This is a genomic window from Metabacillus indicus LMG 22858 (genome assembly GCF_000708755.2).
Lineage (GTDB): Bacteria > Bacillota > Bacilli > Bacillales > Bacillaceae > Bacillus_P > Bacillus_P indicus.
In genome coordinates this window covers 1272725-1297948 of record NZ_JGVU02000002.1, presented here as the reverse complement: position 1 = coordinate 1297948, position 25224 = coordinate 1272725, and the positions used below count along the sequence as shown (strand labels likewise).

The following is a 25224-nucleotide window of genomic DNA, read 5'->3' as shown; positions in this document are numbered from 1 at the left end:
CGAAAGCGAACCCGGGACGGTGGAAGCCGGGTGACAACAGGCAAAGAAAGGCGTTTCCCGAGCGGCGCTTACGGAAAGTGGCAGTGCACTAAGTGCACTTGCAATTAGGGTGGAACCGCGGGTTAACTCTCGTCCCTATGCTGAGATTAAGCAGCATAGAGACGGGAGTTTTTTTGTTGCTTATCTTGTGAATGACAATACATTTTGGAGGTGCATGTTATGAATATTCAAGACATGATATTGACATTGCAAAAACACTGGTCTGATCACGGCTGTGTATTAATGCAGGCATATGACACAGAAAAAGGGGCAGGTACAATGAGCCCGTACACGTTCCTGAAAGCTGTAGGTCCGGAGCCTTGGAAGGTAGCCTATGTTGAACCTTCCCGCCGCCCGGCAGATGGACGATACGGCGAAAATCCGAACAGACTGTATCAGCATCATCAGTTTCAAGTCATTATTAAACCTTCTCCTGACAATATTCAGGAGTGGTATCTCGATTCTCTTAAAGCTCTTGGCATTGACCCGCTGAAGCATGATATCCGTTTTGTTGAGGATAACTGGGAAAACCCGTCTCTTGGATGCGCAGGACTCGGGTGGGAAGTATGGCTTGACGGCATGGAAATTACACAGTTCACTTACTTCCAGCAAGTAGGGGGACTCGAATGCAAACCTGTTTCTGTTGAAATTACTTACGGTATCGAACGTCTCGCATCCTACATTCAGGATAAAGAAAATGTGTTCGATCTGGAATGGACAGAAGGATACACTGTGCGTGACATCTTCCTGATGCCTGAATACGAACATTCTAAATATACGTTTGAAACATCAGATGCAGATATGCTCTTTAACCTGTTTTCCATTTATGAAAAAGAGGCCCACCGCCAGATGGACGAGGGACTTGTGCACCCTGCATATGATTATGTTTTAAAATGTTCCCATACGTTCAATCTGCTTGACGCAAGAGGGGCGATTTCCGTGACAGAAAGAACGGGATATATCGGCCGCGTCCGAAACCTTGCCAGAAAAGTAGCCAAAACTTTTTATAATGAACGGGAGAAGCTTGGATTTCCAATGCTGAAACAAGAGGAGGCTGAAACAAATGAGTAAACAGGATCTGCTGCTTGAACTTGGACTTGAGGAGCTTCCTGCAAGATTTGTAACAGATGCGATGAATCAGCTTTCTATGAAAGTTGAAAACTGGCTGAAAGAGAAAAACATTTCATTTGGAGAAGTGCATGTTTACTCAACTCCGAGAAGGCTTGCCGTACGGATTGAGGATGTTGCGGAAAAGCAGAAGGATATTGAAGAAGAAGCGAAAGGACCGGCGAAGAAAATAGCGCTTGATTCAGAAGGAAACTGGTCAAAAGCGGCTGCCGGCTTTTCAAGAGGCCAGGGAGCGTCTCCTGAGGATATTTATTTTAAAGAAATCGGCGGCATTGAATATGCCCATGTTCATAAATTTATTAAGGGAAAAGAAACAAAACAGCTGCTGTCAGAGCTTAAAGACATCATCACAAGCCTGACATTCCCGAAGAATATGCGCTGGGGATCCCAGGACCTAAGGTTTGCACGTCCGATCAAATGGATGATTGCGCTCTTTGGCAGCGAAATCATTCCGTTTGAAATCACCGGTGTGAAAACAGGCAATGAAACAAGAGGACACCGCTTCCTGGGACAGGATCAGACGGTGCAATCAGGATCTCACTATGAAGAAACCCTTCTTTCACAATACGTTATCGCTTCCCCGGTAAAACGGAAAGAAGCGATTCTGACACAGCTTCATCATATCGAAGAAGAAAACGGATGGGAGATTCCGATCGATAAGGATCTGCTTGAAGAAGTAACGAATCTTGTAGAGTATCCGACGGCGCTCTTCGGCAAGTTTGAAGAAGAATATCTGTCTCTTCCTGAAGAAGTTCTGATTACAACGATGAAAGAACATCAGAGATATTTCCCTGTGAAAAACAAAGAAGGAAAGCTGCTTCCATTCTTTGTGACTGTCAGAAACGGTGATCACAACCATATTGAAAATGTAGCAAGAGGAAACGAAAAAGTGCTGCGTGCACGCCTTTCTGATGCTGCGTTCTTCTACAATGAGGATCAAAAGCTTGTGATTGCAAATAACGTAAAGAAACTTGATAAAATCATTTTCCACGAAGAACTTGGTTCTACAGGCGATAAAGTCAGAAGAGTAACGGCATTGTCTGAAAAACTGGCAGACCGCTTTGCGTCAGAGCAAGAGAAAAAACATGCGGTGCGCGCAGCTGAAATCTGCAAATTCGATCTGGTCACTCATATGGTCTATGAGTTCCCTGAACTGCAGGGAATCATCGGTGAAAAATATGCAAGAGCGTTCGGCGAAGCAGAAGAAGTGGCAGCGGCCATTAACGAGCACTACATGCCTCGTCACGCGGATGATGCAGCACCTTCAACCACCGCGGGTGCGATTGTTGCTCTTGCGGATAAACTGGATACGATTGCGGGATTCTTCTCAATCGGCGTCATTCCGACAGGATCGCAGGATCCATATGCACTCAGACGTCAGGCAAGCGGTATTGTTCACATTCTTCTTGCCAAGCAGTGGAAGGTGACGCTTGATGAATTGTTTGAAGCTGCCCTTGCTCCATTTGAAGGTTCGGATAAAGAAAAAGTAATGGCAGATTTGCGTTCATTCTTTAAAATGCGCATCAAGCATGTTCTTGATGAAAAGAAAATCAGATACGATATCGTCGATGCGGTTCTTGGGTCTGAACAGCTTGAACTTACGGCTGTCCTCTCCAAAGCGGAAGTTCTGGCCGCTGCTGCAGGTGAAGCAGGATTTAAAGAAGAAATGGAAGCTTTTGCCCGCGTTCAGAATATCTCCAAAAAAGGAACGGGTGACGCTGTAGATCCTTCCCTGTTTAAAAATCAGGAAGAAAAAGATCTCTACAGCAAGTACACAGAAGCAGCGGAAGCATATGCTGCGCACGGAGCCCGCGGCGAGTATAAAGAAGCGTTTAAAGCTCTTCGCTCCCTTCAGCCTGCCATTGAGAGCTATTTCAGCGAAACTATGGTTATGGCAGAAGACGAAGCACTGAAAACAAATCGCCTTGCCCAGATGAAAAAGCTTGCAGCACTCATTGAATCCTTTGCGGACATGAATGCTGTCATTGTAAAATAGAGAAACGAGGACGGTTGCCTTGAGGCAATCGTCCCGTTTGTTTACGTATTTCAAAAGCAGCCTGTGAAAAGGTTCTTTTCAATCTGCTCAAATAGTATATAATATTTTTATATGAGTATAACCTATTTGGATTGAGTGAAAGCAGAACTATAGATACATATGTATTGGAACCTTAAGGTGGTGAGTACAATCGAATTAAATAAAAGACAGGAACATATTCTGCAGATTGTAAAAGCAAGCGGGCCGATTACCGGCGAACACATTGCAGACCAGCTGAATTTAACGAGGGCCACTCTGCGGCCTGACCTTGCCATCCTGACGATGGCCGGATACCTGGAAGCGAGGCCTAGAGTCGGCTATTTTTACACAGGCAAGACCGGAGCCGGCATGCTGTCTGATAAATTGAAAAAACTTCAGGTAAAGGATTTTCAGTCCATACCTGTCGTTGTAAATGAAAATGTGTCTGTTTACGATGCCATTGTGACCATGTTTCTTGAAGATGTGGGGACGCTCTTTGTCGTCGACCAGGGGTCCATCCTTGTCGGTGTGCTGTCGAGGAAAGATCTGCTCAGGGCAAGCATCGGAAAGCAGGAGCTTGCATCGATTCCGGTCAATATCATTATGACAAGAATGCCGAACATCACGATGTGCAGCAGAGAGGACAACATCGTGGATGTAGCGAAATATTTAATTCATAAACAAATTGATGCCATTCCAGTTATTAAAGAAACAGATAAAGGGTTCGAAGTAACAGGCAGAATTACAAAAACAAATATGACAAAGATATTGGTCGGACTAGCGGAGAATGAAATCATCTAACTGGGGAGTGGGGAATGGTATGTACAATCGTCATGTCTATGTTGTTTCGGATTCTGTCGGTGAAACGGCTGAACTGGTTATCAAAGCTGCGATCAGCCAGTTCAACGGGTACGCTGCAGACACCAAAGTAAAGCGGATTCCATATGTAGAGGATCTTGGAACGATTAAAGAGATTATCGCCCATGCAAAGCTTGAACAGGCTATTGTCTGCTTTACCCTTGTTGTGCCTGACCTGAGGCAGGGACTGATTGAGGAGGCGGAAGCCCAGGGGGTCGTTTATTACGATATTATCGGACCGCTCATTGATAAAATGGAATCTGCGTACGGCATCTCAGCCAAATATGAGCCGGGAAGAGTAAGAAAACTTGATGAAGATTACTTCAAAAAGGTAGAAGCCATTGAATTTGCCGTAAAATACGATGATGGAAGAGATCCAAGGGGCATCATGAAAGCGGATATCATCCTTGTCGGTGTGTCTAGAACATCGAAAACGCCTTTGTCCCAGTATCTGGCGCACAAACGGTTTAAAGTGGCCAATGTTCCGCTCGTTCCGGAAGTTGAACCGCCTGAAGAGCTGTTTAAAGTGTCGCCGCAAAAATGCATCGGCCTTAAAATAAGCCCGGACAAGTTAAACGATATCAGAAAAGAACGGCTCATTTCACTGGGGCTTAACGACAAGGCGATCTACGCCAACATTGACAGAATCAAAGTGGAGCTTGAATACTTCGAAAAAATAATCGACAGAATCGGCTGCCAGGTGATTGATGTTTCAAATAAAGCGGTAGAAGAGACAGCCAACATGATCCAGAACATCATGAACAGATACAACTGAATCTAACGGATGTAAAGACTCAGAGTGGCCTGATACTCTGAGTTTTCTGCATGTATCCTGTTTACAGCTTTAATTGGCTAAAAAGAATGGAAAAATGAAAGACTTTGTATTATAATAAAAAATTGTGATAAAATTACTTATTTTAGGTTTAGACTTGACCTATTACGAATAAACTATTTATTGTGATCTGTCAAGCTAATCATTAAAAAATAATTCGACAAATTCAGTCTTGATTTCCTTTGGCATCTTTTCTGGATAGTTTAGAAGGAATCCTTCGGAGTGATGTAGAATAGTGAAAGACGGCGAAAAAAAGATGCAGATTATTGTCGACGCAGATGCGTGTCCGGTTAAACAGGAGATTGCTGATCTGGCTGCAGTGCACGGGGTACGGGTCCTGTTTGTTGCTTCCTACAATCATCAGTCATCAACTACATATGGATGCGACTGGGTATACGTGGACACAGGAAAAGAAGCTGCTGATTTATACATTGTTAATCACACCTCGAGGCACGATACCGTTGTGACTCAGGACATCGGTCTTGCAGGGCTTCTCCTTAAAAAAGGGGTTACAGTTATCACACCCCGGGGTATAGAACTTACAGAAGATTCGATTGAAACAGCTCTTCAGTTCAGGTATCTTTCCGCAAAGGAACGGCGAAGCGGGAATCATACGAAAGGACCGAAGAAGTTTACCGGAGCAGACCGGGAACATTTTGTCCGCACCCTTCAAAAGATTTTGTCGAAAGATGCAGGAATTGGTGATTAAATCGCGAATATTAGTTTCACGGAGATGTTACTATGGCAAATCGTATTCCTGACGAACTTATTGATCAGATTCAGAAGTCTGCAGATATCGTGGATGTTGTAGGCGAATATGTTCAATTGAAAAAGCAGGGGCGAAATCATTTTGGTCTCTGTCCTTTTCATGGAGAAAAATCTCCGTCATTTTCTGTCTCGCATGATAAGCAGATCTACCACTGTTTTGGATGCGGCGCCGGAGGAAATGTTTTTTCCTTTCTGATGCAGATAGAAGGGCTCTCCTTTGTGGAGGCAGCCGGATCTTTAGCAGACAGGCTTAACATAGAACTGCCGGATCATCTTCATTCCGCCCAGCCAAAAGACGCAAACAGCGATGATGAAAAAATGATTGAAGCTCATGAACTGCTGAAAAAGTTTTACCATCACCTGCTCGTAAACACGAAAGAAGGCCAGGAAGCTCTTGATTATCTGACAGGCAGAGGCTTTGATAAGGAAACTATCGATCAGTTTGAAATTGGCTATTCGCTTGATTCGTGGGATTTCGCTGCGAAATTTCTGACCAAACGCGGATACAGTCCCGAAATGATGGAACGAGCAGGGCTTCTTGTTAAGAAGAACAATTCTGATTCCTATCTTGACCGCTTCAGAAACAGAGTTATGTTCCCGATCCTTGACCATACCGGGAGAACAATCGCGTTCTCAGGCAGAGTGCTCGGCAAGGAACAGCCGAAGTTTCTGAACAGTCCTGAAACCCCGATTTTCAATAAGAGCAAGGTCCTTTACAATTTTCATCAGGCAAGAGTACATATACGCAAAAATCAGCAAGCCGTTTTATTCGAAGGTTTTGCCGATGTGATATCTGCTGTCCGTTCAAATGTGCCGAATGCGATTGCCACAATGGGTACATCGCTTACAGATGCCCAGGCAAAAATCATCAAAAGAAATGCAGGAGATGTTATCATATGCTATGACTCAGATTCTGCAGGCCTGGAGGCAACGCTCAGGGCTTCAAGAACACTTGCTGCTGCAGGATGCAAAATGCGGGTAGCCGCCCTGCCTCATGGGACAGACCCTGATGACTACATCCGGACACACGGAGCCGAGAAGTTCAGGCAGGATGTAATAGGGGCAAGCATTACGCTGATGGCATTTAAGATGCAGATGTTCAGAAAAGGCAAAAATCTGCACGATGAAGGACAAAGACTGCAGTACATCGAAGATATAGTCAGAGAGCTGAGTCTTCTTGACAATCCTGTTGAAATTGAGCTTTATCTGAAACAGCTGTCTGAAGAGTTTTCACTCTCCATGGATGTTTTGAAAAGCCGTGTGCTTGATCAGAAAGGAAGCAGGCAGCGTGAGCCGAAAAAAGAGCAGGCTGCGCCGGCTCCTCCAAAAACGGAGACAAGGATACCGCAGCAAAAGCGCCTTCTGAAAGCTTTTCATAATGCAGAAAGGCTGCTCATCGCCCACATGCTGAGAAACAAAGAAATCGCCCAAAAAGTGCTGGACAGGGTGGGGCTTCAATTTAATATTGAGGAACACAGAGCCATTATTACTTATTTATATGCTTATTACGAAGAGGGCTTTGAAGCAAATGTAAGCTCCTTTCTGAGGAGACTGCCTGATCATAAGCTTCATCAAGTGGTTTCAGATATCGCGATGCTTTCCGTGAATGAAGAAATTTCGGAGCGGGAGCTGTCAGATTATATCAAACAGGTGTTGAATCACCAAAATTGGTTAATGATAAAAGAAAAAGAATCTGAAAAGCACGATGCAGAACGCAAAAAGGATTTTGTTAAAGCTGCCGGCATTGCCATGGAAATCATTAAGCTGAAACAAAGCCTTAAATAGCACTGAAATGAGATTCACTGTTGCTGATTGATTATTTCCAATCAGAACATTACTATAAAGCACTAATTGCAAGAGTTTGGAAGGAGGGGATCCAATGGCTGATAAACAAACCCATGATTCTGAATTGACATTGGAACAGGCTAAGGACCAATTAACTGAAATCGGAAAAAAACGTGGAGTTTTAACATACGAAGAGATTGCTGAACGCATGTCAGGCTTCGAAATTGAATCAGACCAAATGGATGAGTATTATGAATTCCTGGGTGAACAGGGTGTTGAACTGGTGGGAGATAACGAATCAACAGAAGACCCGAACATTCAGCAGCTTGCAAAGGAAGAAGAGTTTGACCTGAATGATTTGAGTGTGCCGCCGGGCGTTAAAATAAATGACCCTGTCCGCATGTACCTTAAAGAAATCGGACGAGTAGACCTTTTGACTGCAGACGAAGAAATTAAGCTTGCAAACCGGATAGAAGAAGGAGACGAAGAAGCGAAAAGAAGACTCGCTGAAGCAAACCTCCGTCTTGTCGTCAGTATTGCAAAACGGTATGTAGGCCGCGGAATGCTGTTTCTCGATCTGATCCAGGAAGGCAACATGGGACTGATGAAGGCGGTAGAGAAATTTGATTACCGCAAAGGCTTTAAATTCAGTACCTATGCTACTTGGTGGATTCGCCAGGCCATAACACGCGCCATTGCCGACCAGGCAAGAACGATCCGTATTCCGGTTCATATGGTTGAAACAATTAACAAGTTGATCCGGGTTCAGCGCCAGCTGCTTCAGGATTTAGGCCGTGAGCCTTCACCGGAGGAGATTGCGGAAGACATGGATCTGACGCCTGATAAAGTCAGAGAAATCCTTAAGATTGCGCAGGAGCCTGTTTCTCTTGAGACTCCAATCGGGGAAGAGGATGACTCGCATCTTGGTGACTTTATAGAAGATCAGGATGCCACATCTCCATCTGAGCATGCTGCATACGAACTTCTGAAAGAACAGCTTGAAGATGTGCTTGATACTCTTACTGACCGGGAAGAAAACGTGCTTCGTCTTCGCTTCGGACTTGACGACGGACGTACCCGCACTCTTGAAGAGGTCGGAAAAGTTTTCGGCGTAACAAGAGAGCGTATCCGTCAGATTGAAGCAAAAGCGCTTCGCAAGCTTCGCCATCCAAGCAGAAGCAAACGGCTTAAAGATTTTCTTGAATAGAAAGCAGAAAGCGGACATTACGTTCGCTTTTTTTTGTTGTTCAAATTCTTAAGAATCAGATGTGACAGCGCTAACACCCTTTTTCTTACATCTTCTTTTCATTATTTTACTTAATTGTTATTTAATTTGCAAACTGCCTTCTTAAAAAAATTCTTCGGCAGCAATTGCTGAATAGACGGGGAAAACATGATTTTACCCTGATAACATGCGGGTTTCATTCCGGCTGCAGGATCATCTCCGGGCAAATGGGCACAAAACAAACACAAAAAAATATTTTTTCATAAAATAAAAAATTTAAAAAGTTGTGAAAATAGAGCTGTTCATCTTATAATTTATAATGTAAGCGTATTCAAAACGGAGGGATAAAATGAATTTTGAACTATCACAAGAGCAGCGCATGATTCAAAAAACCATCAGGGAATTCGCAGAAGAAGTTGTGGAACCGGGAGCATATGAACGGGATAAAACGAAACAGTTTCCGGCCGAAATTTTCAAACAGCTGGGGGATATGGGCATTCTTGGACTGCCATTCTCTGAGGAATTCGGCGGAAGCGGAGCAGATACAACCAGTTTTGCAATCGTAACGGAAGAATTAAGCAAAGCTTGCGGTTCGACAGGCATTACATATTCCGCCCATATTTCTTTAGGCGGGGCGCCAATCAGCATGTTTGGAACAGAAGAGCAGAAGAGAACATATCTTTCAAAAATCTGCTCTGGAGAGTCTTTAGGGGCTTTTGGTCTCACTGAGCCTAACGCAGGCTCTGATGCAGGAGGAACCCTGACTGAAGCAGTTGAAAAGGACGGCAAGTTTACGATCAACGGCAACAAATGCTACATTACAAATGCTTCTTACGCCAAATTTCTTTCATTAACAGCCATTACTGGACGGAATGAAGGAAAAAAAGAAATCAGTGCCATTATTGTTCCGACAGATGCACCTGGCTTCAAGGTCATTGATAATTATGAAAAAATGGGGCTGAACGCATCCAACACGACAGAACTGATTTTAGAAGATGTCGAGGTTCCGTCTGAAAATCTCCTTGGCAAGAAGGGGAACGGCTTCAGGCAATTCCTGATGACTCTTGACGGAGGAAGAATCGGAATTGCTGCAATGGCTGTCGGGATTGCACAGGCGGCATTTGAAAAGGCGCTTGCTTACTCAAAGGAGCGAAAGCAATTCGGCAAAACGCTAAGCGAGTTTCAGGCGATACAGTTCAAGCTTGCTGACATGGCCATGAAAATTGACCTTGCGCGTACAGCGGTATACAAAGCGGCCTGGCTCAAGGATCAAGGAAAGCCATTCACTAAAGAAGCGTCCTACTGCAAGCTGTTCGCATCTGAAATGTGCACAGAGGTATCCAACCAGGCGATCCAAATTCATGGCGGATACGGCTATATGAAAGAATACCAGGTGGAGCGCTATCTTCGGGATGCAAAGCTTCTTGAGATTGGTGAAGGCACGAGTGAAGTTCAAAGAATGGTTATTGCCAGACAGATTGGGTGCTGAACGAACGTGATTTGAAGAACTTCATCTTAACAGATGAGGTTTTTTTGTCTAATTTTTGAAAAATACGCCATCTTTCTGCAATAACTCTTTTCCTTAACAGCGTTTTCAAGTAAAATAGAGATTGTTTAAACCTATCGTTTACCTGCATTTCAAGATTTTTACATAGGGGAGGTTACATAATGAATCGCAATCCGCTCATTCCATTTGCTCTAGTTGCCGTAATCGGAATCGGCCTTATGTTTTTCTTATCCATCAAGGGGCTCGGCGATATGAAGGAAATGGCTGGTGAAGGAAAAGAAGAAGATAAATCAGGGGAAGTTGCAAACGCTTCACCGGAGGAAATCTACAAGCAGAACTGTATTTCGTGCCATGGTGAGAATTACGAAGGCGGAGCAGGTCCGGCTCTTAAAGGAGTAGGGGACAAGCTCGGTGTTGACGGAATCAAAGACACGATTAAAAACGGCCGCGGAGCAATGCCTGCAGGACTTGTTCCTGATGAAAAGCTTGACGAAATGGCCAAATGGGTATCAGAAATCAAATAGCCTTGAACCGGGTCATATTATGACGCTTAAAGCATTACATAATGTGATAAAGAAAAGTCCTTTGCATCTGCGGAGGACTTTTCTTATTATATAGAGAGACTGATTTAAAAGTACATAAGAATGTGGTGATAGAAAATGAACGATGTAAACTTATCAAAACGGCTGAAAACAGTGGCTGATTATATACCTGAAGGTGCGGTGCTTGCTGATATCGGCTCAGACCATGCCTATCTGCCTTGCTATGCCCTTCTGAACGGGCTGGCCGCTTCTGCAGTAGCGGGAGAGGTTGTGGAAGGGCCTTACCAGTCTGCCAAAAAACAGGTGAAAAAAAGCGGACTCGAGGATGTCATCTCTGTGCGTCTCGGCAGCGGGCTGGAAGTGATAGGGCCGAATGAAGTCACCTGCATTACGATCGCCGGCATGGGCGGTGCTTTGATCGAAAAGATTCTGGATGCAGGAAAGGAAAAGCTCCAGGGTGTGCAGAGGCTGATTCTTCAGCCGAATATTCATGCTCATCACATTAGAGAATGGCTGCTTCAAAACGGCTGGGAACTGGTGAATGAAGAGATTTTGGAAGAGGACGGAAAAATCTATGAAATTCTTGTCGGGGAAAGAGGAGACGCAAAAGCTCCGTATCAAGATGTTTCTCTTGAAACCGGCCTTCTTGTAGGACCCCATTTAATGCGAAAACAATCAAGCACGTTTATAAAGAAGTGGTCACAGGAAAAAGAACACTATAAACGTATTTTAGAAAATATAAGCAAGGCAACAGAAAGCGAAGAAAACAGCAGGAAAATGCAGGAATTAACTCGCATGATTGCCATGCTTGAGGAGGCGGCGGGAGAATGAGCAAACAACCAAACGGCTATGAAATCATTCAGCTCTTCGAATCTTTTTCAAAGAAAGAATATGCGGTGGAAGGAGACAAAATCGGCCTGCAGATCGGAACGCTGAATAAACCGATAACAGGCGTATTAGTGGCACTGGATGTACTTGATGAAGTGGTGGATGAAGCCATTGAAAAAAAGGCAAACCTGATCATTGCCCATCATCCTCCTATTTTCAGGCCGCTAAAACAGCTTGCAACCGACCAGCCAGGCGGAGCACTCATTGAAAAATGCATCAAGCATGATATCGCCGTGTATGCTGCCCATACAAACCTGGATGTCGCAGAAGGCGGAGTGAATGATCTGCTCGCAGACGCTCTCGGGCTCACAGACACAGAAGTCCTGGCAGACACCTATCAGGAGACATTGAAGAAACTGGTGGTCTATGTCCCGAAAGATCACGCCGGCCGGATACGGACCGTTCTGGGGGATACAGGTGCAGGTCACATCGGCATGTACAGCGATTGTTCTTTTTCTTCAGAAGGAACCGGGCGTTTTCTTCCCCTTGAAGGAACGAATCCCTACATCGGAGAAAAAGGAAAGCTGGAATGTGCAGAAGAAGAGAGAATCGAAACGGTCATTCCAGCGAGCAGTCAGAAGAAAATTGTATCAGCTATGATGAAAGCACATCCATATGAAGAGCCTGCGTTCGACATCTATCCGGTTGAAAACGGAGGGAAGTCACTTGGTCTTGGCAGAATCGGAAAACTGGAAAAAGAAATGACACTTGAAGAGTTTGCCGTTCATGTAAAGGAGGCGCTCGATGTGCCGTTTGTGAGACTTGTTGGAAATAAAGAAGACAAAGTCAAAAAAGTAGCGGTTCTTGGCGGCGACGGAAACAAATATATCCATCACGCAAAACGCAAGGGTGCTGATGTTTATGTGACAGGGGATATGTACTACCATACGGCTCACGACGCTATGATGCTTGGCCTAAACATCGTTGACCCGGGCCACAACGCTGAGAAAGTGATGAAAAAAGGGGTCTCAGACCTTCTGCTTTCAATGTGTGAAGAAAAGAAATTTGAAGTGGGCATCTACCCTTCAGCAATTAACACCGATCCATTTAGCCTTGTATAAAAAACAGCCGCCGGAAAAAAGGATTTCCGGCGGCTGTACTTTTTTATTTTGCTTTTACTTTCGGAAGAATCTTCTGCAGGGGAACATTGTGCTCAATATTCCACGTCAGAGTGTTCTCAGGGTCATACTTTTCAAGAAACTGAATGACCTCTTTGGTAATAGGGGTCGGAGTTGAAGCGCCTGCTGTGATGGCCACTTTCTTCACTCCTTCAAACCATTCGAGCTTCAGTTCGCTGAGGTCTGAAATGCGGTAGGCCTTCGTGCTTGCAATCTCTTCAGAAACCTGGGCTAGACGGTTTGAGTTGTTGCTTTTCGGATCTCCGACAACAATCGTCAGGTCAGCATCTTTGGCCTGTTCGGCAACGGCTTCCTGGCGCACCTGTGTCGCAAGGCAGATCTCCTGGTGATATTCAACATGCGGGTATTTTTCTTTCACGCGTTCCATAATGTCATAAACGTCCCACTGGCTCATCGTTGTCTGGTTTGTGACGATGATTTTATCATTCTGGAATGTCAGAGCATCGACATCTTCTTCTGTTTCAACAAGATGGACGATATCAGGCGCTACACCGACAGCTCCTTCAGGTTCAGGATGGGACTTCTTTCCGATGTATATGACATGATAGCCTTCCGCTTTTTTTGCACGGATCAGATCATGTGTTTTTGTTACATCAGGGCATGTCGCATCAAGGGTAACCAGCCCTTTTTCGGATGCTATCTTTCTTACTTCCGGAGAAACGCCGTGAGCGGTAAAAATGACGGTTCCGCTTTGGACTTTCTCAAGAATCTCAAGGCGGTTGCTTCCGTCGAGCGTGATGATGCCTTCATCTTCAAATGCGTCAGTTACATGTTTATTGTGAACAATCATGCCGAGGATATAAATCGGTCTCGGCAGAGTTTTATCGAGAGCGGCATTCTTGGCAATAACCATGGCATCTACTACGCCATAGCAATAGCCCCGCGGTGCAATCTTAATTACTTCCATTAAAAAGAGCCCCCTAAAGAGAAGTACTTTACAGAAAAGAGAAAAAAGCCAAAGAATCAGGCTCTTGGCTCTTGTAATCTCTTCATTATTATAGCTGAGACTGGGGAATAATTCAAAGAAGAATATCAGATATACAGCTTTGGAGCAGAAGCGCCTTTGACTGCAGGTGTTTTTTCTTTCACTGCAGCCTGTTTTACTTCAGCTGAAGTTTCTTGCTCTGATGTTTCGGTTGAAACGGCCTCAGTCTGGATTGCGGCAGGCTGAGTTTCAGCTGTTTCTGTGCTTTCGCCGTCGTCGCTTGAGCCTCCGCCTTTAAGTTCGCTGTAAATTTTAATCATAGCCGGAAGGTTTCGTACCAAAGGCCCGTACTGCTGAACCATTGGAGTGACCTGCTGTGCCATGCCCAGCACTTTCTGAACGTTTCCAAGCATGCCTGAAAGATTGGCTGGATTTGTGAGTCCCTGAAGGCCCTGCGCTGCATTCGCCGCACCTGTAAGTCCCTGGCCTCCGCCGCCCGGCAAAAATCTCGATAAAAGACCTTTTAGCCCTCCGCTTTTTCCGATTGCCTGCTGTCCGAATTGCTGTGCGCCAAATCCTGCTCCTCCGAATCCCTGTCCCCCGAATCCCGGTCCGCCAAACCCGGCACCTCCAAAACCAGGACCTCCAAAACCCGGTCCGCCAAACTGCGGTCCAAATGATCCCATCTGCGGTCCGAAAGGCTGAAACCTGGATGAGCCTAATCCTCTTGCTTGCTGATATCCAATAGGCTGCCCCGAAAACCGCTGTGCGCCCATTTGCATTCTCTGGGGCTGCATACCTCTTGAAGGCATTTGGGGCATTGGTCTTTGCTGAAACATGATGACCCTCCTTTAAACTAACGTCTATCCTACCTACACAATATGCAGGGTACCTGCGGATGGTCAGCAGATTTATGAGAATAGGCCAAAAAGCAAATTGGTTTTTTTGCCGGATATCGTATATAATGTTTTGATGGACAGGCGTGTCTCCGGATGCGTGCAGTGTTTTTGTTTGAAAGAAGATCTCACCTTCGTATGGCTAAAACCGTCTTACTTTAATTTTTCATCAAGGAGATGATGAACATGGAACAGACAAAGTTCACTCAGTTTCCATTTAAGCCTTTTATTATAGATGCTGTTAAAGCGCTGGGTTTTTATGAACCAACTGAAATACAGGAACGCTTATTTCCTTCCCTTCTGAAAGGGGAAACGGCAATCGGGCAGTCACAGACAGGAACGGGAAAAACCCATGCGTATCTGCTGCCGCTTATTCAAAGAATCGATGCCGCAGACGAAAGTGTGCAGGTCGTCATTACCGCACCTACAAGAGAACTTGCAAATCAAATCTACCAGGATGCTCTTCACATTATTAAATTTGCTCCTGAAAACGAAACAATTACAGCGAAATGCTTTATCGGCGGAACCGATAAGCAAAGAATGATTGATAAACTGAAAACTCAGCCTCAAATCGTCATTGGCACGCCTGGGCGTATTAAAGACCTTGTTGCAGCAAACGCCTTGCATGTTCATCATGCAAAAGCGCTTGTTGTCGATGAAGCTGATCTTATGCTTGATATGGGCTTTATTGAAGATGTGGACAAAATCGGTGCAGCTATGCCTGCAAAGCTTCAAATGCTTGTATTCTCGGCAACGATTCCTGAGAAACTAAAGCCATTCTTAAAAAAATACATGGAAAACCCGAAATTCACCCATGTTGCACCTAAACAGGCAGCGGCGAAGAAAATCAAACATGTCCTTGTGCCCCTGCGTCACCGCAATAAAACAAGTCTGCTCTATGAAATGCTGAAAAGCTATAATCCGTTTCTTGCCATCGTGTTTACAAACACGAAAAAGAAAGCGGATGAGGTTGCAGACGGACTGATTGCAAAAGGACTGAGAGTCGGCAGAATCCACGGGGATCTGACGCCGAGAGACCGCAAAAAAATGATGAAACAGATTAATGACCTGGAGTATCAGTACGTTGTTGCAACAGACCTTGCCTCACGCGGAATTGATATCGACGGAGTCAGCCACGTCATCAATTTTGAACTGCCAAGCGATCTTGATTTTTACATCCACCGCGTCGGCCGTACAGGACGAGCTGATTATTCAGGCATTGCGGCAACCATTTATGAGCCTGAAAATGAGCATGCTCTGAACTTGCTTGAAAAGCTTGGCATCCAGTTTGAAAACATGGACCTTGCAAACGGCGAGTGGAAAACGATTGACGACCGCAAACGCAGACAAAAACGGGCTAAGCCGTCAGACGGAACCGAACAGATGGCGAAAAGCATGGTGAGAAAGCCTAAGGGCGTCAAACCGGGCTACAAAAAGAAAATGTCCCGTGAAATGGATGAAATTAAAAAACGCCAAAGAAGATTGAACAAAAAGCGCAAGTAGGGGGATAAGGCATGCTTAAAATTGGATCACATGTATCAATGAGCGGAAAAAAAATGCTCCTTGCGGCAAGTGAGGAAGCGGCTTCTTACGGTGCAAATACGTTTATGATCTATACAGGAGCACCCCAGAATACAAGAAGAAAAAAGATAGAAGACCTGAACATTGCGGCCGGTCTTGCACACATGAAGGAGCACGGCATTTCGGATATTGTCGTGCATGCACCGTACATCATCAATATCGGCAACACGACAAATCCGGCAACGTTTGAGCTCGGTGTGCAGTTTCTGCGCTCGGAAATAGACCGTTCCCACGCACTCGGCGCAAAACAGATTGTGCTGCATCCGGGTGCGCACGTAGGTGCGGGAGCCGATATAGGCATTAAAAAGATTATTGAAGGCCTGAACGAAGTGCTTGTGAAAGAAGAAAATGTTCAGATCGCCCTTGAGACTATGGCCGGAAAAGGGTCTGAGTGCGGCAGGTCGTTTGATGAGCTTGCACAGATCATTGACGGAGTGACTCATAATGAACATTTATCCGTCTGTTTTGATACGTGTCATACTCATGATGCCGGCTACGATTTGATCAATGACTTTGACGGCGTCTTGAAGGAATTTGATTCCATTATCGGACTCGACAGACTGAAAGTTCTTCACATCAATGACAGCAAAAACCCGGTAGGAGCCAGAAAAGACCGCCATGAAAACATCGGCTTCGGTCACATCGGCTTTGAAGCACTGAACCGGATTGTTCATCATCCTGAACTCTCGGATGTTCCGAAAATCCTTGAAACGCCATATGTAGGAGAAGATAAAAAAGACAAGAAGCCTCCGTACCGCTTTGAAATTGAGATGCTCCGCAATCAGGAATATAACCCGGATTTGCTTGATTTAATACGCAATCAGGAATAAAACAAAAAAAAAGCTGCCGGGAAACCGGCAGCTTTTACCCAATAAACTGCTGCAGGAGCTGATTGACCTTCTGGGCTGTCGCAGGCGAAGTAATGGCAGCCACCCGTTTTAAAAGATCGATTCGTTCTGCATCGTTAAAAATATTGATGTTTTTCCCTCTGATGATTTTCACAATTTCCTGTGCCTGGGGTCTGCTGATGGAAAGGTTATTCTGCTTGGCAAGCTGAAGCAGGCCGTCTGTATCAAGGGTATTCAGTTTCTGGTTGACAATCTTTTGAAATAAAATCACGTACATAACCTCCTCTACAGTTCAATGTATGGCGGAGTTTTTTAAAAAGTGCCTATTCAGGAAAGAAGAAAGGCAAATTTTTTACACATATTCGGAACAGGAATTCTTTAAGAAAGGAGTTTTATTGTGGCAAAAAAACAGCATAAAAAAGAAAGTGCGGGACGGTTTGCCAGAAGGATGATCCTGATTGTGATCGGAGCTGCCCTTGCAGCAGCCTCGATTGAACTGTTTTTAATTCCCAATCAGATCATTGACGGAGGAATTATCGGAATTTCGCTGATCTTGGACTACATAACCCCTGACAGCCTCCCGTTTATTAATTTCGGGACACTTGTGGTCGTTCTGAATCTGCCGTTTATGTACTACGGCTACAAACAAATAGGCAAAACATTTATGATCTCGTCTATATTCGGCATTGTGTTTCTCGCGGTCATTGAAAGTATGCTGCATCATGTAGAACCTTTTACAAACCAGCCGGTGCTTGCAACAGTGTTTGGCGGATTGATGCTTGGAGCGGGTGTCGGGCTCGTCATCCGAAATGGCGGTTCGATGGACGGAACGGAGATCCTCGGGATTCTTCTGACTAAGAAGCTTCCGTTTTCTGTAGGCGAATTCGTTATGTTTATCAACATTTTCATTTTTACATGGGCGGCGTTCGTCTTCGGGCCGGAACAGGCGATGTATTCAGTCATGGCCTACTATATTGCGTTTAAAACAATCGACACAGTCATTCAGGGACTAGATGAAACTAAAGCGGTCATCATCATATCCGATTATTATGAAGATGTTTCTGATGCCATCCTTCAGCGCCTTGGAAGGGGTACAACAAAGCTGAAAGGAAAAGGCGGCTATACTGATGATGAAAAAGAAGTCATTTATGTGGTTGTGACAAGGCTAGAGGTGACTAAGCTTAAATCCATCGTGCATGAGATTGACACAAACGCCTTTATCACCATCATGAACACCCAGGAAACAAAGGGTACCAATTTTAAATCTGCGATTCACTAAGCAGAAATTCTTGCTCTTTTACGGGTAATCTTGTATAATCTCTATGTTAAAGATCAGACATGGCTTCTGATCTTTTTTTACGAAAATAAATCGGAACCATTCTGAAACTTGGAAGTGAATGTAATGAATCAGCCTATTATTGATGTTCAAAGTCTGACTTTCACATATGAACGCACCGCGGTGCTCGAGGATATTCATTTTACCGTGAGAGAGGGAGACTTTCTCGGTCTTGTCGGCCCAAACGGATCCGGAAAAACAACGCTGCTTAAATGCATGCTTGGGCTATTAAAGCCGGATCACGGGAATATAAAGCTTTTCGGCCAGGACATCCGCAAATTTAAAGATTGGCATCGGATCGGTTTTGTTTCCCAGAAAGCCAGCAGCTTTAATACCGGGTTTCCGGCTTCTGTCTATGAAGTGGTTGCGAGCGGGCTGACATCAAAGCTCGGGTTATTTAAGAAACTGAACCATGCCCATCATCAAAAAGTAAAAGAAGCGATTGGCGCAGTCGGGCTTGAAGAACTGACAAACCGGAACATAGGAGAGCTTTCAGGCGGGCAGCAGCAGCGGACTTTTATTGCCAGAGCGCTTGTGAGTGATCCGGATTTGCTCATTTTGGATGAGCCGACAGTCGGAGTTGATGCTCAAACCGTTCAGAGCTTCTATGAAATGCTGCAGCGTTTAAACAAAGGCATGGGTATTACCCTCATTCTCGTTACACATGATGTCGGAACGATCACAGATAAGGTAACACATGTCGCATGCTTAAATAAACATATGCATTTCCACGGAAATACACAGGAATTTGAAAGCCTGAAGAGCTCTGATATGTCTGACTATTACGGTCATTCAGTTCATGTGTTGACTCACGATCATCACGATCATGGGGGAAGGTAAAAATGATTAACAGTATATTTACGTACGAATTCCTGCAGAATGCGTTTCTTGCAGGCATATTAATTGGTTTCATAGCTCCGCTTCTGGGAGTATTTGTTGTCGTCAGGAGACTGTCGCTGATTGCAGATGCTTTAAGTCATGTGACACTCGCCGGCATCGCCGCGAGTCTTCTTCTTGAAAAGAAAGTCCTCGGCATGTCAGGACTCAATCCAATTTATCTTGGAATGGGCTTTTCGGTTGCGGGTTCATTGTTTATTGAAAAGCTCAGAGGCGTTTATAAACATTTTCAGGAGCTCGCTATTCCGATCATCCTGTCGGCAGGAGTAGGCCTCAGTGTTATCTTCATTTCACTTGCGGACGGATTTAACACAGATTTGTTCAACTATTTATTTGGAAGTGTAAGTGCTGTAACGCGCACGGATTTATGGGTGATCATCTCCATTGCTGCCTTTGTTCTGATCGTTATTTTTGCTCTTTATAAAGAACTGTTCCTTTTGTCATTTGACGAGGAGCATGCAGCAGCATCGGGCATCCATTCAAAATGGATCCATTTTATCTTTATTTTAACCGTTGCGCTTGTCATTGCAGCGTCTATGCGGATTGTCGGCATTCTGCTTGTTTCATCGCTTATGACGCTTCCTGTGGCAGCAAGCATCCGGATTGCAAAAGGGTTTAAGCAGGCCATTTTCTTTTCTGTACTCTTCGGAGAAATATCTGTTATCATTGGTTTAGTGTTAGCCTATCAGCTCGATTTAGCTCCGGGCGGGACGATTGTTATGCTTTCCGTTCTCATTCTCGTTCTTACAATTGGATGGACTAAATTAAAAAGGGGCCAGTAAAATGAATGTACAGGAAGCTCTTCTTTTAATGAAGGAAAAAGGATATAAATATACGAGCAAGAGGGAAGAGATGCTTGAACTTTTTTCGCAGTCCAACAAATACTTGACTGCGAGGGATGTGCTTGAAGAAATGAAGCCGGAATATCCGGGTCTGAGTTTTGATACGATTTACCGCAACCTTTCACTTTTTGCGGAAATGGGCATTCTTGAAACGACAGAACTCTCAGGCGAAAAGCATTTCCGCTTTTCATGCTCAACGAAACACCATCATCACCACTTTATTTGTCTGACGTGCGGAAAGACTAAAGAAATTTCTTCTTGTCCTATGGGGAATTTGAAGGAAAACTTATCCGGATATGAAATCAGCGGCCACAAGTTCGAAATTTACGGAATGTGCCCTGAATGCCATGAAGTAACCACATAAAAAAACGCCTGCGGCTTGTTTTTCGCAGGCGTTTTTTTATTTTGTTAAGGAGTAACGGTTTTCTGCATAAGAATTGACCCAGTCTCTTGCCTCAAGCCAATTATCTGCCCTGATGACGTTTTTTGGAACAGGTTCCTGATTATATGGGGTATTAAATAAAATGACAGGAATATTAAATACCTCACTGATGGTGCATGCGTTGTCATGCTTGTCCTCAAAAAAGACATCAATTTTATTTTTCTTCACTGCTTGGAGCTTATCGTGTGTGCCGATTAAGTCGATTTGATGGTACGTAAGACCGTTTCGATTAAACCACTCATACGTCACTTCTTCCAAGTGGCTTCTTCTTGCACTGATGAAAAGAAGCTTATGTTTATTCTTCCATTCATCAAGAACGAGTTTCGCATCCAGTGCCATTGGTGCTTCTTTGTAAATGAGCGGTTCCTTTTCATCCATCCATTTCCAGAATTCAGCTTCTGAGATCTTTAAAAGCTTCGTCAGATCGTACTCCTTCATATCTTCAAAAGTAATGGATTCATTAAATGATTTTTGCAAATACGGCACAAAGGTTTCAGGTGATGTAACTGTGCCATCTATATCAATTCCTAAACGCAGCATCATGTCTTCTCTCCCTTGCTGTCAAACATTCCCATAAAAGTTTATCTCATAACTGATTAATGATGAACTATACTCTTTAGTGTATCATAATCAGCCATTACAATCACAGTAAACTTTAACAGTTATACTGACGTGCCGATCAACTCATACTATAAATGTTCCTTACAATATGAATGGAGGGATCACGCATGGCAGATGAGAAACATTATGATTATCACGGTAACATCAAGGAATATGACCTCCGTGATGATGAAGTTGGCTACAGCAGAGATTTCCGCGATGACTATAGAGAAGAAACGGCTGCCGAACTTGCAGCTCCGGCCACTCTGAGAAGAGAGGCAGACTACGACCGCCGCGACGAAGAAGAAGGAGTCAGAACGGACGGACGAAGAATGGGGTATTTGGCCATTGTTCTGTCAGTCATCTCATTGTTCGTTTTCCCTGTCATCCTCGGGGCAGCGGGCATCATTGTAGGCTTTGTTGCACGCCGCAGAGGGGCAGAAGCTCTTGGCGGATGGGCAATCGGCATCGGTATCGTATCACTCATCCTCGGAATTTTTATCCTGCCGTTCTTTTAAAAGTAGGATAAATAAAAACAAGCCCGGCCATTTGGCCAGGCTTGTTTTACATTTCAGCGGAAGCTTTTTCAGCTTCCTGCTTTGCATAATGCTCTTCGGCAATTTTGTCGATTTCTTTTTTCAGTTCCTCAACCATTGTCTCCTCAGGCACTTTGCGGACAATTTGTCCTTTGCGGAAAAGAAGACCTTCACCGCGTGCTCCAGCAATGCCGATATCAGCTTCACGTGCTTCTCCAGGTCCGTTTACGGCACAGCCCAGAACGGCAACTTTGATTGGGGCTTTGATGGTTGAAATATATTCTTCCACTTCATTTGCGATACTGATCAGGTCAATTTCAATGCGTCCGCATGTCGGGCATGAAATTAATGTCGCGGCGTTTGATGCAAGGCCGAAAGATTTAAGAAGCTCGCGTGCAACCTTCACTTCCTCAACCGGATCTGCGCTAAGGGAAATGCGAAGCGTGTTTCCGATTCCTTTGTTTAAAATAGCACCAAGTCCGGCAGCGCTTTTAACTGTACCGGCAAACAGCGTTCCTGATTCCGTAATTCCAAGATGAAGGGGATAGTCAAAAGCCTTTGCGGCTTTCTCGTAAGCCTCGATGGCAAGATTGACATCAGATGCTTTCATGGACACAATAATATCGTGGAAATCCAGATCTTCAAGAATTTTAATATGGTGCAGGGCACTCTCGACCATTCCGTCTGCTGTCGGATAGCCGTATTTCTCAATGATGCGTTTCTCAAGAGAACCTGCATTAACCCCGATGCGTATCGGGATTCCTTTTTCTTTCGCTGCTTTTACAACAGCCTCGACTTTTTCTCTGCGGCCGATGTTTCCCGGATTGATGCGGATCTTATCTGCACCGCCCTCAATAGCTTTTAGAGCCAGTTTATAATCGAAATGAATATCTACAACAAGCGGAATGTTGATGCGTTTTTTTATTTCAGCAATAGCATCGGCTGCACGCTCATCCGGGCAGGCAACACGCACTACTTGGCATCCTGCTTCTTCTAAACGCAGGATTTCAGCGACCGTAGCTTCCACATCGTGTGTTTTCGTTGTTGTCATACTCTGAATGACTAGTTCATTATTTCCGCCAATGGTCAGATTGCCGACTTTAACAGGACGGGTTTTGGTACGATGTATGATTTCACTCACGTGTAAATCGCTCCTTAATTCATAATCATGGTCCTATGGTTTCATAGTACCTATTTGATCATCATTCAATGCGGGGAAATTGTGCTTTCCCTCACAATATTGTAACAGTGAGTGCGCGATATTGACAAGAATTAAGAAGCAACTTCTTTTTCATAAAGTGGAAATTTATATGCTTTTCCTACTTGGATCGCATCTGCTTTTTCATTTGGATTCAGCTTTTCAAAGTCTTTCCTGACTTGTTCTATGGAAACGGGCAGTCCGCTGTGGAGCTGTTCAACGATGGTTAAGACGGTTTCACCCTGCTTAATTTCTTTTACTGTATAAGGAGAGGGCGACGTCTGAACTGCCGCTGCAGGTTCATTATCCTTGGCAGGGGGCGAAAAGGCAATCGTTCCTGTACTGATGTCATAGTACATAATATAGAGAAGAAAGAGTGTTAAAAGAAAGACCATCAGCCGCTTCATATGTATCATCTCCCAATCCGTCACGATGATTATTTATATGGCTTGTCCACTAAAAATATGACATGCCTTTCTTTATTCCTTTCTAAGAAAGATGAAGTGGTGGAGAAACCTTCTTAATACCTATAAATACGACAAAATTCTCCATAAATTAATGAGGGGTTTACACTCTCTTAACATTAATCTGGGATAATTTTCATGAGTTAAGAGGAAGGGTGTAGGCGCATTGAAGGGACTTATCGGGAAAGTAAGCAAAAAGAATGGGTCTTTATCTTACATATACATGAAGATACGATCTGTAAAAATATCAGAAGTGAGCCTCCAGGCAAGGCTCCTGTTCCTTGTATTAACCATTATGGCAGCATCTATAAGTGCTGTAGGTTTTATTTCTTATTCAAAATCCAAAGAAGCAACGATGTCATTGATTGAGGACAGGCTTGCAAGGGAGGTTAACACGACAAACGAAATTGCAGGGAATCTTATGATTGCCTACGTAGGCGAAGAGGATTCATTCCTTGAAAGGTTTAATAAAGTGGTCCTCTCCAACCAGGCCTCCGCATTAATACAGGACGGGCTGAAGGCTGATTTTTTCCTTGTAGCCGAAGGGAAGGCCAATCCTTTTTCTGTGAGTTCAAACAGCAGGCTGCAATTTAAAGAGGATCAGCTGAAAGAAATCACCGAAAAGAAAAATGGCGTGATCCACCAGACGATAGGCGGGACCGACTACACATTGTCTTTTAAGAAAGTTCAGGAGCTCAAGGGTCAATTCCTTATTGCGGTAGAGACAGAAAGTTATATGGAAACCTCTAAGACCCTCGCTTCATTTACCGTTTGGATGATTGGAATCAGTGTCCTGCTTACAGCAGCGGTGCTGATTATTGTGATCAGAAGCTTAACGAATCCTCTTGCCGTCCTCAGAAAAGCGATGAAAGATGTGAGGGACGGCGATTTAACAAGGAATGTCCATGTGAAAACGAAGGTTCCTGAAATAAATTCAGTCATGAAAAGCTTTAATTCCATGATGAATCATATGCGCAGCATTATTGGTGATATCAATCATGCTGCAGATGAGCTGTCGGCTAAAGGAGATCAGCTCAGGGAAGCGACAGATGAAGGGGTTATGCAAAATGGCCAGCTTGTAGAGGCCATTAAAATTGTGAAATTGGGTGCAGAGCAGACAGCCGCGGGTTCAGCGGAAAGCGCAGAGGTGTTCAGCAGGGTGAAGGATGAATTAAAAGAAGTTTTCCGCAACATGGAATTTTTGTTCAGCCGTGCATCAGATATGAACTCTTCAGCAGCACGCGGAGAAGAGCAGGGATCAAAGATGATCCGTACGATGAATGTATTTGAGCGCGAAACAGAGAAAATGACGGCTGTGATCAGAAGCGTGAAAGAGCATTCCATGTCGATTGCGGATGTTGCCGCCATTATTCATACGATTGCTGAGCAGACGAAACTGCTTGCACTCAATGCAGCCATTGAAGCAGCCAGAGCGGGTGAGGCGGGAAAAGGGTTTGCCGTTGTTGCAGATGAGGTGAAAAAACTCGCTGAACAATCATCAAATGCCACTCATAAAATCAGGAATTCCATCTCAAACATGGAGGGTATCGCCGTTCATGCATCAAAAGAATTTGATGAAATGCTCTCAGCCATTCACTCCCATCTTCATGCGGCTTCAGAATCACGTGTTCTGTTTGATGAACTTTCAATTGAAATTAAAACAGTGAGTGACAGGCTGTCTGGAATGAAGAGGCAAATGAATAAGCTGCATGACTATCTGCCTGTCATGGAAAAATCTTCGGCAGGCTTTGAATCTGTTTCTCAGGAAACGCTTGCGAGCGCAGAGCAGATGCTGTTTTCTTCAGAAGAACAAATGACTCAGGTAAGCAGAACGCATGAAATCGGGTTAAGGGTTTCAGAACTTTCAAAGAGCCTCGCGCAATCCGCCAAAGAATACAAAGTGTAAAACACTTGTACATATAAAATGAGCCCCA

The 25224-nt window shown here is 44.4% G+C and carries 25 protein-coding genes; 19 read left to right on the top strand and 6 right to left on the bottom strand.

The genetic code is table 11. The annotated features are described in order from the left end of the window. Nucleotides 1–219: 219 nt before the first annotated feature. From glyQ to AZ46_RS09925, 11 genes are all read left to right on the top strand, one after another. Nucleotides 220–1110: a glycine--tRNA ligase subunit alpha gene (glyQ, locus tag AZ46_RS09975; protein WP_035207207.1), complete on the top strand. Its 891-nt coding sequence runs from the start codon at nt 220–222 to the stop codon at nt 1108–1110. Continuing rightward, nucleotides 1103–3163 carry a glycine--tRNA ligase subunit beta gene (gene glyS, locus AZ46_RS09970; protein WP_029279599.1) on the top strand — a complete coding sequence of 687 codons (2061 nt, stop codon included), beginning with the start codon at nt 1103–1105 and terminating at the stop codon, nt 3161–3163. The genes glyQ and glyS overlap by 8 nt, the downstream gene beginning before the upstream one ends. A 180-nt stretch (nt 3164–3343) precedes the next feature. Continuing rightward, nucleotides 3344–3982, top strand: a complete 639-nt coding sequence (locus AZ46_RS09965; protein WP_029279601.1) for a helix-turn-helix transcriptional regulator — start codon at nt 3344–3346, stop codon at nt 3980–3982. A gap of 19 nt (nt 3983–4001) precedes the next feature. Continuing rightward, nucleotides 4002–4814: a pyruvate, water dikinase regulatory protein gene (locus tag AZ46_RS09960; protein ID WP_029279603.1), complete on the top strand. Its 813-nt coding sequence runs from the start codon at nt 4002–4004 to the stop codon at nt 4812–4814. Nucleotides 4815–5127: 313 nt separating this feature from the next. Continuing rightward, nucleotides 5128–5580, top strand: a complete 453-nt coding sequence (locus AZ46_RS09955) for a YaiI/YqxD family protein (protein ID WP_051865522.1) — start codon at nt 5128–5130, stop codon at nt 5578–5580. 32 nt (nt 5581–5612) lie between these two features. Then, on the top strand, nt 5613–7424 hold the full coding sequence (gene dnaG, locus AZ46_RS09950) for a DNA primase (RefSeq protein WP_029279607.1): 1812 nt from the start codon (nt 5613–5615) through the stop codon (nt 7422–7424). Nucleotides 7425–7518: 94 nt separating this feature from the next. Then, nucleotides 7519–8631 (top strand): RNA polymerase sigma factor RpoD, encoded by a 1113-nt coding sequence (rpoD, locus tag AZ46_RS09945; protein WP_029279609.1) that lies wholly within the window; start codon nt 7519–7521, stop codon nt 8629–8631. Nucleotides 8632–8998: 367 nt separating this feature from the next. After that, complete coding sequence (locus AZ46_RS09940; protein ID WP_029279610.1) at nt 8999–10138, top strand: acyl-CoA dehydrogenase family protein; 1140 nt, start codon at nt 8999–9001, stop codon at nt 10136–10138. 179 nt (nt 10139–10317) lie between these two features. Beyond that, a complete protein-coding gene (gene cccA / locus AZ46_RS09935) occupies nt 10318–10680 on the top strand; it encodes a cytochrome c550 (RefSeq protein WP_029279613.1) in 363 nt (120 codons plus the stop codon). Between the two features lie 135 nt (nt 10681–10815). After that, complete coding sequence (locus AZ46_RS09930; RefSeq protein ID WP_029279614.1) at nt 10816–11529, top strand: tRNA (adenine(22)-N(1))-methyltransferase; 714 nt, start codon at nt 10816–10818, stop codon at nt 11527–11529. Continuing rightward, nucleotides 11526–12647, top strand: a complete 1122-nt coding sequence (locus tag AZ46_RS09925; protein WP_029279615.1) for a Nif3-like dinuclear metal center hexameric protein — start codon at nt 11526–11528, stop codon at nt 12645–12647. The genes AZ46_RS09930 and AZ46_RS09925 overlap by 4 nt, the downstream gene beginning before the upstream one ends. Before the next feature lie 43 nt (nt 12648–12690). Here the strand turns inward: AZ46_RS09925 and AZ46_RS09920 are convergent, their stop codons facing one another. Both AZ46_RS09920 and vrrA read right to left on the bottom strand, forming a co-directional pair. Continuing rightward, nucleotides 12691–13632, bottom strand: a complete 942-nt coding sequence (locus AZ46_RS09920) for a 4-hydroxy-3-methylbut-2-enyl diphosphate reductase (protein WP_029279618.1) — start codon at nt 13630–13632, stop codon at nt 12691–12693. A 125-nt stretch (nt 13633–13757) separates the two neighbouring features. After that, on the bottom strand, nt 13758–14489 hold the full coding sequence (vrrA, locus tag AZ46_RS21735; RefSeq protein ID WP_051827298.1) for a VrrA/YqfQ family protein: 732 nt from the start codon (nt 14487–14489) through the stop codon (nt 13758–13760). A 243-nt stretch (nt 14490–14732) separates the two neighbouring features. On the opposite strand from vrrA, the gene AZ46_RS09910 reads away from it, so the two are divergent. Together AZ46_RS09910 and AZ46_RS09905 are read left to right on the top strand one after the other, a co-directional pair. Next, nucleotides 14733–16049 carry a DEAD/DEAH box helicase gene (locus AZ46_RS09910; RefSeq protein WP_029279622.1) on the top strand — a complete coding sequence of 439 codons (1317 nt, stop codon included), beginning with the start codon at nt 14733–14735 and terminating at the stop codon, nt 16047–16049. Nucleotides 16050–16060: 11 nt separating this feature from the next. After that, the gene (locus AZ46_RS09905) at nt 16061–16957 is read left to right on the top strand and encodes a deoxyribonuclease IV (RefSeq protein WP_029279625.1); all 897 of its coding nucleotides are present in this window, start codon (nt 16061–16063) and stop codon (nt 16955–16957) included. A 34-nt stretch (nt 16958–16991) separates the two neighbouring features. Here AZ46_RS09905 and AZ46_RS09900 read toward each other — a convergent pair whose 3' ends face one another. After that, complete coding sequence (locus AZ46_RS09900) at nt 16992–17252, bottom strand: DUF2624 domain-containing protein (protein ID WP_406818057.1); 261 nt, start codon at nt 17250–17252, stop codon at nt 16992–16994. A 120-nt stretch (nt 17253–17372) separates the two neighbouring features. Here AZ46_RS09900 and AZ46_RS09895 point away from each other — a divergent pair, with 120 nt between their 5' ends. The 4 genes from AZ46_RS09895 (at nt 17373) to AZ46_RS09880 (ending at nt 20414) form a co-directional block, all read left to right on the top strand. Beyond that, on the top strand, nt 17373–18254 hold the full coding sequence (locus AZ46_RS09895) for a YitT family protein (RefSeq protein ID WP_029279629.1): 882 nt from the start codon (nt 17373–17375) through the stop codon (nt 18252–18254). A 123-nt stretch (nt 18255–18377) separates the two neighbouring features. Further along, nucleotides 18378–19151, top strand: coding sequence for a metal ABC transporter ATP-binding protein (locus AZ46_RS09890; RefSeq protein WP_029279631.1), 774 nt, complete (start codon nt 18378–18380; stop codon nt 19149–19151). 2 nt (nt 19152–19153) lie between these two features. Further along, nucleotides 19154–19990 (top strand): metal ABC transporter permease, encoded by an 837-nt coding sequence (locus tag AZ46_RS09885; protein WP_029279633.1) that lies wholly within the window; start codon nt 19154–19156, stop codon nt 19988–19990. A 1-nt stretch (nt 19991) separates the two neighbouring features. Continuing rightward, complete coding sequence (locus AZ46_RS09880) at nt 19992–20414, top strand: Fur family transcriptional regulator (RefSeq protein WP_029279635.1); 423 nt, start codon at nt 19992–19994, stop codon at nt 20412–20414. 36 nt (nt 20415–20450) lie between these two features. On the opposite strand, the gene AZ46_RS09875 is transcribed toward AZ46_RS09880, so the two are convergent. After that, nucleotides 20451–21032, bottom strand: coding sequence for a nucleotidase (locus tag AZ46_RS09875; RefSeq protein WP_029279636.1), 582 nt, complete (start codon nt 21030–21032; stop codon nt 20451–20453). A 188-nt stretch (nt 21033–21220) separates the two neighbouring features. Here AZ46_RS09875 and AZ46_RS09870 point away from each other — a divergent pair, with 188 nt between their 5' ends. Next, complete coding sequence (locus tag AZ46_RS09870) at nt 21221–21610, top strand: DUF308 domain-containing protein (protein WP_029279637.1); 390 nt, start codon at nt 21221–21223, stop codon at nt 21608–21610. Between the two features lie 46 nt (nt 21611–21656). On the opposite strand, the gene ispG is transcribed toward AZ46_RS09870, so the two are convergent. Together ispG and AZ46_RS09860 are read right to left on the bottom strand one after the other, a co-directional pair. Next, on the bottom strand, nt 21657–22760 hold the full coding sequence (ispG, locus tag AZ46_RS09865) for a flavodoxin-dependent (E)-4-hydroxy-3-methylbut-2-enyl-diphosphate synthase (protein ID WP_174434980.1): 1104 nt from the start codon (nt 22758–22760) through the stop codon (nt 21657–21659). Nucleotides 22761–22900: 140 nt separating this feature from the next. After that, on the bottom strand, nt 22901–23233 hold the full coding sequence (locus AZ46_RS09860; RefSeq protein ID WP_029279641.1) for a hypothetical protein: 333 nt from the start codon (nt 23231–23233) through the stop codon (nt 22901–22903). 223 nt (nt 23234–23456) lie between these two features. Here AZ46_RS09860 and AZ46_RS09855 point away from each other — a divergent pair, with 223 nt between their 5' ends. Further along, entirely contained in the window at nt 23457–25196 is a 1740-nt protein-coding gene (locus tag AZ46_RS09855; protein ID WP_081870172.1) for a methyl-accepting chemotaxis protein, read from the top strand. Nucleotides 25197–25224: the final 28 nt, after the last annotated feature.